We start from the raw sequence: 13,692 nt of genomic DNA, 5'->3' as shown, positions 1-13,692 counted from the left end.
GAAATAATAATGTATATCTAATCTATGATGAAAATATTTCATTGTTGAATAATAAAGGCCAAAAAAATATTAATAAAATCAATAAAGACGATGAGTTTAACTATATTTAAATTTATCAAAACCAAATCAATATCGACATTATAAATACAGTGAATAATTTATTCTTTATCGGTATTAAATCTCATAAACCTACTTATCTTATCCAATAACATTGTCTGCTAGCAAACGATAAGAATTACGAGAACATATAATCCAACACATAAAGATCTTACTCTTTCGCCCCTATACTCCCTAAAGAATGGTAATGTTACTTTCGCACTAAATAGCCACTTTTCAGGTAATAAAATTCTCTTTAACCTCCCACCTGAAGCGATCCACTACCACTTCCCTCCCAATACAACTTGTTATCCTAAAAAGGATAAATGACAATCAATAGCATCTTTTCATAACTGGAGTAAAACATGACTGATATCGCTAAGTTGTTAGGCAAAGACGCGGACAGTTTATTGCAACATCGTTGTAGTACCATTCCGAGTGAAAATCTCTATCTGCCAGGCTCCGATTTTGTTGACCGCGTAATGATCGACAATAACCGACCGAATACGGTTCTGCGCTCCATGCAAACATTATTAAATCATGGTCGTCTTGGAGGCACTGGTTATTTATCTATTCTGCCGGTGGATCAAGGCGTAGAACATTCTGCTGCTGCTTCTTTTGCAGCAAACCCACTCTATTTCGATCCAAAAAATATCGTTGAATTGGCTATTGAAGCCGGCTGTAACTGTGTTGCCTCTACTTATGGCGTGTTATCCGCTGTTTCTCGTCGTTATGCTCATAAGATCCCATTTCTGGTTAAATTGAATCACAATGAAACACTGAGCTATCCCGCTCAATATGATCAAACTTTATATGCCAGTGTCGAACAAGCATTTGAGATGGGTGCCGTTGCCGTTGGAGCAACGATTTATTTCGGTTCTATTGAATCACGGCGTCAAATTGAGGAAATTTCAGCCGCCTTTAAACGAGCGCATGAATTAGGCATGGTAACGGTATTGTGGGCCTACCTACGTAATCCTGCCTTCAAAAAAGAAGGCGTAGATTATCACTCTAGTGCAGACCTAACAGGCCAGGCTAATCATTTGGCAGTCACTATCGGCGCTGATATCGTTAAGCAGAAAATGGCCGAAAATAACGGCGGCTATACGGCGATTGGTTTTGGTCATACTGATAAACGTGTTTACGCTAATTTGACTAGCGATCACCCTATCGATCTGGTCCGTTATCAGATAGCTAACTGCTACATGGGCCGCGCCGGTATGATTAACTCAGGCGGCGCATCCGGTAATAATGATTTGAGCGACTCAGTTCGTACCGCAGTTATTAATAAACGCGCAGGCGGTATGGGTCTAATCCTCGGTCGTAAGGCGTTCAAAAAATCCATGAAAGAAGGTGTTGAACTGATTAATGCAGTTCAAGATGTCTATCTGGACAAGCAAGTTACTATAGCTTGACATCCCCCGTCCGGAAGAAAGTGGGGAGCAGTCACCAGGAGAGGGAAATTCAAAAAAATCCCTCGATTTTCATCGGGGGATTTGTGCAGGAAAAACAGCGGATCTCGGTAATTATCTCGTTAAAACTGACAAACAAGAGCTGTATCAAGGCAATTTCGTTGATAATCATCCCAAAAACCGAGGGGATATTTCTCAATATCGCTTTTTAACAGCATTGGTTTTTGCCATCTAAATTGTTTGAACCCTGCCTTTCGGAGCGCTGCTTGATACTGTTCACGGCTCCAATGATACATAGTGAAAGGGCTAGGTGGTGTGGTAAGAAATTCAGCTCTCACGAGAGTTGTGTCTTTCACGGGCTCTTCACTCAGAATTTTTATACCCTAATTTTCATAATTCACTTTTTCTAATCGACAATCAGGTTCAGCGGTATACGCAATTAGTTTACCGGAAGGCTTAAGATGAGCGGCAATGACACGGAACTTAAATGCCAATGACCCGTCGTCATGCCCTTATATGGACTCCCCTCAACGATCAACAAATTTTACACGGTTCGCCAATCCGCTACTCTCACCACCACTGATGAAAATGGTGCACAGGCCCAATTCCTTTTCCTACACCTAACAAATCCGCCTGTTCTAACGCCGCCTGAAGATATGATTTGGCAACAGGCAATGTTGTCTGCCAATTTGAATAACGCGGACGCAAAGCGGCCAGCGCAGCGGAGAGCGTACACCCTGTACCATGTGTATGACGCGTATTGATTCTAGGCGCAGTAAAACGCCATTCTCCCTCAACAGTAAATAGCCAATCAGGGCTTTCATGTTCTGTAAGGTGTCCGCCTTTCAGTAAAACGGCTTCGCATCCTAGCGATAATAATTCACGCCCTTGTTTTTGCATGTCCGTTTCGGTTTTTGCTACAGAACATTTCAATATCGCTGCGGCTTCCGGCAAATTTGGGGTAATCAACGAAACCTTCGGTAATAATTGTTCAACAACCTCGGAAACCGCTTCCGGCGCCAGCAACGGATCGCCACTTTTCGCAATCATTACCGTATCCAATACAACATAAGGAACGGAATAACGACTTATTGCGTCGGCAACAACAGCAACATTGGCGGCATTAGATAACATGCCTATCTTAGCGCTATCAATTCTGATATCTGACAACACAGATTCAAGCTGTGCTGCAACAAAAGTAGGATCGATATCATAAACAGATTGCACACCACAGGTGTTTTGTGCAACAAGCGCTGTCATTACAGTAGCGCCATAAGCACCAAGTGCAGAGAAAGTTTTTAGGTCGGCTTGAATGCCGGCACCGCCACTAGGATCAGTACCGGCAATTGTCAGTGAATTGATTCTCATCATAGGTACCTCTCCCAACCAGACATAAAGAAAAGCAAGTATCAGGAAAAGACACCATGACTTCCCTACGCTGGCATTATCCAGATCAGGTATTACGGGTTCATCTCAGCTCAATAAAGAGCGCCCCGAGCCAAAACAAAAACACCCTATCAGATAACCAACAGGGTGATATCGGTATGTCATTGTTGCCAGTAAAAAATCAATCAGACAACAAATTTACTTCGTCAATCCAAAATGGTCGACAAAAAGAAGTTATGCTGTAGTGACGTTTGCCGCAGAAGGACCTTTCTGACCGTCCTGAATTTCAAACTCAACTTTTTGGCCTTCCGCCAGAGTTTTAAAACCCTCGCTCTGAATAGCGCTAAAATGTACAAACACATCTTTGCTGCCGTCAGCAGGAGTAATAAAACCAAAACCTTTTGATTCGTTGAACCACTTTACAGTACCAGTGATTTTTGCCATTTTAAGAATTTCCTTTGGATCACTTAATTCTAATTCGCCGTTTCGGCGTAACATAAAAACTAGAGCGAGTTGCTGCTATTAACAGAACCGTACCTCGTTTACCCGAACGATTTATCACATATTCTTAATATGATGGCAAGCCATTTTTTATCAGCTATGGAGCTAACGCACATATTTAAAATTCTTAACAACAATTATTGTTTAACATAGCTGCAAAAATTTGAAAATCCAAGGTTATCCTAATTAGCTTACAGTTTATCCACTCAACAAAACCCCAGATAACATAAATAATACTAATTTATTTTGCCTGTCTTATTATTAGATTTTCTATATCTCATAGTATGTTCATCGGACCAATTTCTACTGCTTAGGCGAAAGAAAAAGTCAACACATTCCCAATATTAGTTGACTAAAATATCAGTATTAAATATACCCAGTTAATACCTATCACATCTTAATATTAATTTTTCGTTTAGCTTTTATTGAAAATAGCAAGAGTAGAATTCCTGAATTTAGATGTTTGTCATATTTTACGTGATGCACAGGATCTTCCCAATTTATGTCGTCGGGAAATTGGAGCAATAAATAATGAAGTTTGATTTAACCGCAGCCTATACCCTATCAACTACTCTTTTAGTCTCATCTGGGACAGTGTTTGCAGCAACGGCAGATACGGCTAATAAACCATTAGCAACGACTGAATCTCACACACCAAGCAGTTATGGCGACAATTCAGGTAGCTTATGGGAAAAATTCAACAATAATATCACCCTCACTTGGGATGCACCCGACAATGAACTTTATCTGCCAGTAATTACTTGGCATAACAGGCATACCTACGATAAAGAGAAGATCGATAGATATAATGAACGGCCCTGGGGTTTCGGCTATGGTAAATATCGTTACGACGAAGACAATGATTGGCATTCCCTTTATGCAATGGCTTTTATGGATTCTCATAACCGTTTGGAACCCATCGTTGGCTATGGATTTCAGAAAATGTGGATACCCGGCGATTTAGATGGTTTTCGAATGGGAATAGGGTTCACTTTAAGCGTTACCGCTCGTCATGAATATTATTATGTCCCTATTCCACTCCCATTACCGTTATTCTCAATAGAATATGATCGGTTATCGCTGCAAGGGACATATATTCCCGGCACATATAATAATGGTAACGTCCTCTTCGCTTGGTTACGTTGGCAATGGTAACTGGATAAAAGATACCGGGCTGTGTAATATCAGCCCGGTATCTTTATAGCGATAATCCAAGTATATGTTATCCCTGCTCCTGTGCTCTCATTTTTTCACGGCGGGAACGAGACATTAAAAACCCGATCCACAACGCACCCACCCAGAATGGCATCAGGATGACTGAAATACGGATGCTATCCATCATCAAAATAATGACAAGTATAAAGGCAAGGAAAATCAGACACAGATAATTACCGAATGGATACCAGAATGCCTTAAATGATGGCTCTATTCCCTGTTTAATTTTTTCTGCCCGAAATTTTAAATGCGCCGTACAGATCATGACCCAATTAATCACCAACGTTGTTACCACCAGCGCCATCAATAATTCAAATGCTTTGCCCGGTATCACATAATTAATCAACACACCAACGGACGTTGCCAAAGCGGAAATGACAATGGCTCTGATAGGGACGCCGCTCTCATTGACTTTTGTCAGCATCCTAGGAGCATTGCCTTGTTTTGCTAAACCGTACAGCATCCGGCTGTTACAATACACACCGCTGTTATAAACAGATAATGCAGCCGTTAGGACCACAATATTCAGAACGTTAGCCACCCAGAAACTATCCAGGTTGTGAAAAATCATCACAAATGGACTTTCACCTTCAACGACATTGCCCCACGGATAAAGCGACAACAACACGGTCAGAGAACCGATATAGAAAATCAATATTCTGTATACCACTTGATTGGTAGCCTTAGGAATGCTGATACGCGGATTTTCCGCTTCTGCTGCGGTAATACCCACCAGTTCCAATCCACCAAAAGAGAACATGATCACAGCCATTGCCATGATAAGGCTGGTGATGCCATTAGGCATAAAGCCGCCATGTTGCCAAAGGTTAGTAATGCTGGCTTGAGGTCCGCCATTTCCGCTGACTAACAAGTAAGCGCCAAACACAATCATACAGATAATTGCTGTCACTTTAATAATGGCAAACCAAAATTCTGTTTCACCATATAATCGGACGTTAATTAAATTTACCGTATTGATTAAGACAAAGAAAACGGTTGCAGAAACCCAGGTTGGAATATCAGGCCACCAATAGTGGATGTATATTCCCACAGCCGTTAATTCAGCCATACCGACCAGAGTAAACATCGCCCAGTAATTCCAGCCTGATAAAAATCCGGGAAAATCCCCCCAATATTTATACGCAAAATGACTAAACGACCCCGCTACAGGCTCTTCGACCACCATTTCTCCTAGCTGACGCATAATCAGAAATGCAATAAAGCCTGCGATAGCGTATCCTAAAATTACGGAGGGGCCTGCCATTTTTATGGTTTGCGCAATACCGAGAAACAACCCAGTCCCGACAGCCCCCCCCAAAGCAATAAGTTGAATATGCCGGTTCTTTAAACCGCGTTTAAGTGTTGATCGCTGCGATTGTCCTGCCATCTTGTCCTCTTGATGCAACTTCTATCTTGTTATAAGTGGGAAAACAACCGCTTCCCATTATCTGCTTAATTCAAAGCAAACAAAACACTAGCTTTAAAGGGTGGATATTGAAGATATATGTTAGCACAGATATATAACGGGAAAATGGCTGATGAGTATCAGCAACTAATCAGAAAGGCAGATATCGAGTCACAGAACAAATACCTGAATCAAACTTTTCCCCCTGATCACAATAGCTATCCAAAGCTAGCAGGTACAAGAACAGACATATTCCAAGTAATACTAAGATTGCAATGGTTTTTTTTATGTCCAATTCTATTTCCTTCAAGTTCGATCAGAACGCAATACGTTAAGAATAAAGTTGAAAAATGATATTTTACAACAATGAAACAAGAAAAATATTCATCTTGTGCTTTCATTGTGAAAAAATCGTACCGGTAACAGTATGTATGCTAACAACATATCAGAACACGTTTAAACAAATACTAACCATGTGGATTCTATTCACTATAACAAAAAAATCAATTGTCACATTCAGTTACAATCTAAATCATCATGTCAAGACTTTGTCATCTGTAGAAAAAGTTGTGTATACTTCCCTTCATTTTCAACCAGAACAAAATTGTTAATGCCACAGGATAATCACTTAGCACTTGTATGCGCTCTCAGCAAATGGATTGAGAATCACCTTGGCCGGGTAATCCACTTGGAAGAACTGGCAACTTACTCCGGTTACTCGCTTTGGCACATGCAGAAAATATTCAAGGAAGTCACTGGAATTTCTCTTGGTAAATATATCCGCCAGCGACGCCTGGCCGGTGCTGTTCATCTTTTAAGAAACAGCTCTTTGCCTATTTTTGATATCGCCTTAGATTTCGGCTTCGGCTCTCAATCTCATTTCACTTACATGTTCCGCAAAGAGTATGGCATAACGCCTTATGATTTCCGGCAGAATCCAGATATTGAGCTCGAAGTTAAATTACCTCTGCATTTCGCTACCAACTGTTCGTGACACGATAATCAGAGAGCATTGAAACTGGCAATTATCCAACAAATGCAACCGTACTTTCCGGTGAAAGACAAAGAGCTTCAACCTTTGTGTTCTGATTTTTTATTTGATGCCAGACACAATACTTCCCTTAACGAGGCTCTCTGGGTTTCTGGTTTAGATGGACAGAGAGCTCTGATCTTGATTCAACCGGTATCATCTGGTTTTGGTCGCTAACCAACAAGCAATTGATCCTATGGTAACCATTAGCACGCCTTGCCAAAATGAAAAAGAGAGTGCAGTGCTAAGAAGCAATGATGAAAAAGCCGTAGATATGATCGGCGTGAAATAAGACAGTGTAGCCAATAATGCAACATGTCCTCTGATAATCGCAACGGTCCAGGCTGCATTCGCCAACCCCATAACCGCGCCAGCAAACAATAATATGCTGACACTATGCAGATTTATCACCATTTCAGGCGGAGATGTGAAAAAATATTGAATCCATAATGCGAAGGCTGTCAGGATAAAAAATAACGACATGCCATTCTTACCTGCCGACATTATTTTTGTAATGTTACAATACACTGCCCAAATAATTGCCCCCGCAAAAGCCAGCCCATAGCTTAATGGATTGCTCTCAATATTTCCTACCATCTGCCTGAGTGACCAGCCATTATCACCACTCATCACCCAACCAATTCCCAGAATAGACAATAATAAACCAGGATATAACCACCAGTTCACTTTCTGCTTATTAATAATCACTGCGAATAAAACAGTAAAACCTGGCCATAAGTAGTTAACCATACCCAACTCAATTGCTTGAGCACGATTATTGGCAAAACCTAATGCAAGTGATAAACAGATTTCATAACTAACAAATAATAGACTACCGAGCCACAAATAAATTCTGGGGAAGGTACTGATCTTTGGGAAGCCCATTAGCAGAATCAGGAAAACTGATCCAACAGTATAAATGAGCGCTGCGCCACCTACAGGCCCGAAATCTTCACTCACACTTCTTATTAATCCAACGATTGTACTCCACAACACAATCGCTAATATTCCGTATAAGGTCGCTTTGTGTTGTTCGATCCTTGTTTTCACACTCATTCCCATCTTTATTCTTATTCTAGCTCTCTGTCATACTGAATTAAATAAATCAGTACCAGAATAATAGTGACAAAAAAACGGAAAGCGCTAGATATGCCGTTCCACTGTGTGGACATCCACATCCCAAACCATTCACCACCAATTGACATAAATGCCACCTGCCAAGTCAAGAACCCCAAGGTCAGACCCGCTATCGCAATAGTCTTCTTTTTATTAAAGACAGCAGCGTTAGATTTTAAATTCGTCAGTAAATGAATACCACCAATCCAACATAACACTGCCGTTAAAGTTTCCAAAGAAATAATGACAATATAACCAATGTGGTGTAGTACCGGTGAGTGAATTGCACGATAGGCAATAGTTGTATCCGGGAAAATGGTATCCATCATTAATACATGCTGTACAAATACGAAATTAGTAGCATAATCTGTGATATTGCCAAAAGCAGCTAATGTAGCAAACAAAGCTACTGCAAAAATCATTAAAGTTTTAGATAAACGAATAATCATTTGTCAAGCCTTCACACAATGGTCTAAACACCAAAAAGATCATAAAGGATAAAAGCTATCATATAATTTAACAATCATCACCTTATTTCCACATGTTTAATCATAAAATTACTTTTAAAATATTCTCATCTAATATCTGATTGACATTTTTCTGTTCATACTAACGTTAGATCAGTTATTATCTGTCCCATTGTTATTTACCTGACTATTATTTATGAACGATTCTCTAGTTAGTGCAATAAAAAGCTATTTCAGCCAAAAATCAAGTAGAAAAAATTATATTATTAGCTTTATTAAAATAGCCGCTATTTTAGGAATATTGATCTTTCTCTCTGGTTATCTAGCAGAAAACAATTACGCGGCCCACATGCAATATGAATTATCAGTGTGGCTGTACATGATCTCGATTGGCTTATGGGCAATGTGCTCCTTCGCTACGGTTTACTATTTAATCATGAAAACAGCTTACAGATTTAATGATGTGGGACTGTATGGCTGGCTAATCTCTATTTTTATCTATCTATGCAGTGTGTTACCAAATTATTTTCCCGATAAAATAATAATGTATTCACCCTTTATCAGTCTGATTGGAATTATCCTGGCATTTATTCTGCCAGAAAAGAGAAACAATAATAAAAAGTAATATTTTCTCCATATCGCAAAAATTTCATTTAATCTGACTATTACTTAAGATAGTAATAGTCATTATAAAATAAAGCGACGATTATTTATATATACCCAATGGATTTCAAGATGCATCGCGACGGCAAAGGAGCGAATCCCCGGGAGCATAGATAACTATGCGACCGGGGTGAGTGAGTGCAGCCAACAAAGAGGCAACTTGAAAGATGACGGGTATACACTGAATATTTTATTACTTAGCCATCAACTGGCGAGATAATTTGTAATGACGGGTTAAAGTAAAGTGAAGACGAATCTGAAGAGTGGATCATGAAAATCTACAGAGTTGCTAATAAGAGAAACCATGCCATAAAAATCACTCTGATAAAGTTTTTTCTATGGCACGATCCACGCGATACGACTAACTAAAACTATTTTTTATATTTCTCAACCAGAGCCAGTGCTATTGACTCAGTTTGTGCATCAGGATTACCACTGATGTCATCTGGCCTGAAATGCATCTGGAATGCACTAATTGTCTTACGGGTATCTTCATCAAGCACACCGGTTTGTGGAATGGTGTAGCCATATTTAGCCAATGTCTTCTGAATTAACTCAACAGAAGCACTATCACTCCATTTCCTACCAGCCATATATTTTTCAACGGTTGCATCATCAGGCCATGCACCGATGCCTTGCTCAGCCAAATTCTTCCAAGGGAAAAGTTTGCCGGGATCATATTTTCTCAAAGGCGCAATATCACTGTGACCAATGACATTAATAGGTTCAATACCATAACGTTGAATAATATCTTTCGCTAAACGCGTTAATAGATCGATCTGCTGCTCATGAAACGGATACCACTCTTTCTCAAGTAGCATTTCCGTAAATCCTTTATTAACAATTTCAATGCCGATCGAAGTATCATTCAAGTCCTTCCGGCCATTCCATCCACTGACGCCAGCATGCCATGCTCTCTTATCTTCAGGAACCAGTTGCAGAATAACAGGCTTTCCTCTCACATAATCCGGCAACGATGGGATCAGATAATGAGCGCTAACACCACCTTGAGTGAGTATACGTAAAGAATCTTTATCATCGACAGCAGTATAGTGGAACACCAAAAACCTTACTCTGTCATTTTGCCCTTGTGAAGGAAAAGAGCTATCGACTTTGTAAGTACCCCGATCTTCCAGGCTGGAACACCCCGCCAATAGCATAAATAAGCCAACTAATATGATCTTCTTTATCATTTCCCTGTCCCACCTATTAATTGAAAGTAAGATAATAACACAAAGAAATCAAATGAATACAAAATAAAATTTATGTTTTACATGATTTTTTTATAAAACGACCAGTTTTGCTCTTGACATAAAGCACAAACAAAGATGCCTTATTCCCATAACTTAGATGGAAATAAGGCAAGAATAACAAATGAAAGGTGAAGGCTATGTTGTTAAATAGTAATTAACTACACTTTGTTCTAGCATTTCACTTGCGGCTAGCCGCTTGGTTCGATCGGGCAAGAGTTGCCGTTTCTTCCCAAATACCCACTTCGACCTTTTTCTGAATTTCAGGATACTGATTGATATCAAATGTCGGTAACTTACCAACGCGTCTTTGCTGGTTATAATCTTTTGCGAGTTTAAATGCGACGCCGGAAAGCAACAAAATAGCGGTCAGATTGGTAATTGCCATCAATGCCATAGACAAATCAGCCATTTTCCAAACTAAAGGCAATTCAGCCAACGAACCAAACATCACCATACCCAACGCCGCCAGACGTAAGATCACTAAACCGGCAGTATGATTACGCTCAAGGAATACGATATTGCTTTCAGCATAAGCATAATTTGCAATGATTGATGTGAATGCGAAAAAGAAGATAGCCAGTGCAATAAATTCAGATCCCCAATCACCGACAGCGGAAGACAATGCCCGCTGAGTCAATTCTATTCCACTTATTCCTGAAATATTGCCATCAAGCACACCCGATGACAGGATGATAACAGCAGTGGCGCTACAGATGACCAGAGTATCCATAAAGACGCCTAGCATTTGCACATAACCCTGAGATGCCGGATGTGGAGGATATGGAGAAGCAGAAGCCGCAGCATTGGGCGCTGAACCCATCCCTGCTTCATTTGAAAACAGCCCGCGCTGAACACCTTGTGTCATCGCCTGTGCAACACCATAACCAACGGTGCCTGCAACAGCTTCCTGCAAACCAAATGCGCTTTTGAAAATTAATGCGAACACTTCCGGCATTCGTTCAAAGTTATGCCCGACGACCCAGAATGCCAGAATCAGATAAGCTATCGCCATGAAAGGGACAACTAACTCTGCAACCCGAGCAATAGAGCGCAAGCCGCCAAAAATAATGACCCCGCTAAGGATCACCAAACCGATGCCGACATACAAAGGGTTAAAATCAAATGCGAAAGCAGCAGCCTGAACGATGGAATTTGCCTGGACAGCATTAAATACCAGACCAAAAGCAATAATGAGGAATATGGAGAACAGAATGCCCATCCAGCGTACTCCAAGCCCTTTTTCCATATAGTAGGCCGGACCACCTCGGTAATTCCCCTTATCGTCTTTTGTCTTGTACAGCTGGGCAAGTGTACTCTCAATAAAAGAGGTTGCCATCCCAATCAGAGCAACCATCCACATCCAAAAAATGGCGCCAGGCCCACCAGCCGTTAAGGCTATTGCCACGCCAGTAAGGTTACCTGTACCAACCCGTGCAGCTAAGCTGGTACACAGAGCCTGGAATGATGAAATACCTGCGCTGTCAGATTTTTTACTGTTTTTCAATACTGAAAACATGTGCCCAAAATGACGGATCTGTATAAAACCTGTACGTATAGTGAAGTAAATACCCGCCCCAAGAAGAAGATAAATCAACAAGGAGCCCCAAAGGATACTGTTAAGAAAGCTAATTAGTTCCGTCAAGATATTCAAGATATTTTTCCCCTTAAATTAGTAAACCCAGTCTGACCACAAAATCGTATCCGGCAGAATTCATTGCGCTTAATATGCCTTTATAATTAACAAGTAACGCAATGCTGTGTAAAAGAACACAGAGATACTAGTCAGAAAAACACTATGAATGTAACACAAGTTTGAAATTGATGTGTAATGTTTACTGACCTTTTTACATTATCCATCAGATTAAATGAATGTTTGGTGTACTGTTTTTGACTGATAGTTAATAGATATGTCATTCAATCGACTATTGCCCGTCAGTCACTTCATACACTTTTGGCTATGCCTCCTATCTATGATTCACCACAAACTATGATTCACCACAAGCTACATATATGAAACCCACGACTATAAACCTCACACAATAACCTTTACATCAAGTAAAAGAAGTTCTACCAATGAACCGTTTGTTAATTAAATCAACAACCAATTAATATCAAGAAAAAAAATTCAAAAATAAGATATTGTGATTAATTTTGTGAGCAGATTATCAGCTTTAACAAAAAAATCGTCATTAATTTAGAAAATTCCGCATAGTGACATCTATCACATAAAACATTAAAAATCAAAAAGATAAAAAACTCACTTATCAGATAACAATGAAATGCCAATACATACATTCAATGTAGGAAATATCATCCCAGTAAATAACATAACATGCAAAAAACTAATAAAAATCTCAGCTTATATCTGACATTTATCTGCAAGCTTCCTCAATCACAGCAACAAATGATATTTTTCTCTTAGCTATTTGTGGTTAAGTTATCATTAACATTAAAAAGTTTTTAACGAATGTTCCCCGCTTCTTCATCCGATTATATCGAAGACATTTCCACTTACTTTTCTATTCTCCGAATATCTTCAAATATATATCTAATCACGCCTATTACTCTATTTTCCATAAGATGATTGGCCAATATTTCCGCAAGTAGATTAAAATGAAATGACCATAAAACCGACATAATAAAACCCTTTTTTATAAAAAATCGAAGGGTACTCCTCTGATTGCCTTTTGGAGGTAAATAATGTTTATTCGGCCAGTTTTCCAGTCGCACCAAGACAAATTTGATCAACGACCAGATAGACTGAGTATTCAATAAAATTTGTAGAAAATTTACCACATGAGCAACAGAATTTAAGTAAAATCGGGTACACTGCAAAATATAAAGTTATTACAATGATATCACCGCTTTAAATTCCCTTGAGACTGGATACTACGAGCATAGGTATCTTGGGTAAATCACAAAAATGCAAGACGCAACGTTGGCAATTCACCGTGATAACGAGTTAGAGATGGTTTACCCAAATTACACCTACCATTTTGTTACCACAACTCTTCGAATACCTATACCCGTGATCTTTCAAGGCGCCTCTTTGTTGGCTGCATCCACTCATCCCAGTCACATAGCCAGCTATGCGCCCGGGGATTCGCTCCCTTGCCGTCGCGATGCATCTTGAAATCCATAGGATATA

The 13,692-nt window shown here is 39.8% G+C and carries 13 protein-coding genes and 1 riboswitch; of the genes, 5 read left to right on the top strand and 8 right to left on the bottom strand.

The window, feature by feature from the left end; genetic code table 11:
- Positions 1 to 461 precede the first annotated feature (461 nt).
- Positions 462 to 1,511 carry a class I fructose-bisphosphate aldolase gene (fbaB, locus tag V2H77_RS02435; protein WP_265379750.1) on the top strand — a complete coding sequence of 350 codons (1,050 nt, stop codon included), beginning with the start codon at positions 462 to 464 and terminating at the stop codon, positions 1,509 to 1,511.
- A gap of 567 nt (positions 1,512 to 2,078) precedes the next feature.
- Here fbaB and thiD read toward each other — a convergent pair.
- The gene (thiD, locus tag V2H77_RS02430) at positions 2,079 to 2,879 is read right to left on the bottom strand and encodes a bifunctional hydroxymethylpyrimidine kinase/phosphomethylpyrimidine kinase (RefSeq protein ID WP_265512835.1); all 801 of its coding nucleotides are present in this window, start codon (positions 2,877 to 2,879) and stop codon (positions 2,079 to 2,081) included.
- Between the two features lie 42 nt (positions 2,880 to 2,921).
- A riboswitch (TPP riboswitch) is annotated at positions 2,922 to 3,014 on the bottom strand.
- Between the two features lie 114 nt (positions 3,015 to 3,128).
- Entirely contained in the window at positions 3,129 to 3,338 is a 210-nt protein-coding gene (gene cspE / locus V2H77_RS02425; RefSeq protein WP_036781809.1) for a transcription antiterminator/RNA stability regulator CspE, read from the bottom strand.
- 588 nt (positions 3,339 to 3,926) lie between these two features.
- Between cspE and pagP the strand changes: the two genes are divergently transcribed.
- Entirely contained in the window at positions 3,927 to 4,550 is a 624-nt protein-coding gene (gene pagP, locus V2H77_RS02420; protein ID WP_341497518.1) for a lipid IV(A) palmitoyltransferase PagP, read from the top strand.
- A 67-nt stretch (positions 4,551 to 4,617) separates the two neighbouring features.
- On the opposite strand, the gene V2H77_RS02415 is transcribed toward pagP, so the two are convergent.
- Complete coding sequence (locus V2H77_RS02415) at positions 4,618 to 5,997, bottom strand: amino acid permease (protein WP_341497517.1); 1,380 nt, start codon at positions 5,995 to 5,997, stop codon at positions 4,618 to 4,620.
- Between the two features lie 169 nt (positions 5,998 to 6,166).
- Complete coding sequence (locus V2H77_RS23575) at positions 6,167 to 6,310, bottom strand: PhoP/PhoQ regulator MgrB (protein WP_080984968.1); 144 nt, start codon at positions 6,308 to 6,310, stop codon at positions 6,167 to 6,169.
- Between the two features lie 315 nt (positions 6,311 to 6,625).
- Between V2H77_RS23575 and V2H77_RS02405 the strand changes: the two genes are divergently transcribed.
- Positions 6,626 to 7,009 (top strand): helix-turn-helix domain-containing protein, encoded by a 384-nt coding sequence (locus tag V2H77_RS02405; protein WP_049581156.1) that lies wholly within the window; start codon positions 6,626 to 6,628, stop codon positions 7,007 to 7,009.
- A 192-nt stretch (positions 7,010 to 7,201) separates the two neighbouring features.
- Here the strand turns inward: V2H77_RS02405 and yddG are convergent, their stop codons facing one another.
- Both yddG and V2H77_RS02395 read right to left on the bottom strand, forming a co-directional pair.
- Positions 7,202 to 8,101, bottom strand: coding sequence for an aromatic amino acid DMT transporter YddG (yddG, locus tag V2H77_RS02400; RefSeq protein WP_341497516.1), 900 nt, complete (start codon positions 8,099 to 8,101; stop codon positions 7,202 to 7,204).
- Between the two features lie 14 nt (positions 8,102 to 8,115).
- Positions 8,116 to 8,610, bottom strand: a complete 495-nt coding sequence (locus V2H77_RS02395) for a DUF2165 family protein (protein WP_341497515.1) — start codon at positions 8,608 to 8,610, stop codon at positions 8,116 to 8,118.
- Between the two features lie 214 nt (positions 8,611 to 8,824).
- On the opposite strand from V2H77_RS02395, the gene V2H77_RS02390 reads away from it, so the two are divergent.
- Positions 8,825 to 9,253, top strand: a complete 429-nt coding sequence (locus tag V2H77_RS02390; protein ID WP_341497514.1) for a DUF805 domain-containing protein — start codon at positions 8,825 to 8,827, stop codon at positions 9,251 to 9,253.
- Positions 9,254 to 9,662: 409 nt separating this feature from the next.
- Here V2H77_RS02390 and V2H77_RS02385 read toward each other — a convergent pair whose 3' ends face one another.
- Positions 9,663 to 10,481, bottom strand: a complete 819-nt coding sequence (locus tag V2H77_RS02385; protein WP_341497521.1) for an N-acetylmuramoyl-L-alanine amidase — start codon at positions 10,479 to 10,481, stop codon at positions 9,663 to 9,665.
- Between the two features lie 241 nt (positions 10,482 to 10,722).
- Entirely contained in the window at positions 10,723 to 12,186 is a 1,464-nt protein-coding gene (locus V2H77_RS02380) for an alanine/glycine:cation symporter family protein (RefSeq protein WP_341497520.1), read from the bottom strand.
- A 1,281-nt stretch (positions 12,187 to 13,467) separates the two neighbouring features.
- Between V2H77_RS02380 and V2H77_RS02375 the strand changes: the two genes are divergently transcribed.
- Positions 13,468 to 13,677 carry a hypothetical protein gene (locus V2H77_RS02375; protein ID WP_341497513.1) on the top strand — a complete coding sequence of 70 codons (210 nt, stop codon included), beginning with the start codon at positions 13,468 to 13,470 and terminating at the stop codon, positions 13,675 to 13,677.
- Positions 13,678 to 13,692 lie beyond the last annotated feature (15 nt).

The organism is Photorhabdus sp. P32 (assembly GCF_038085095.1).
Classification (GTDB): Bacteria; Pseudomonadota; Gammaproteobacteria; order Enterobacterales; family Enterobacteriaceae; genus Photorhabdus; species Photorhabdus luminescens.
Note: the sequence above shows the minus strand (reverse complement) of the source record. Positions and strands in the feature narration are given on the sequence as shown.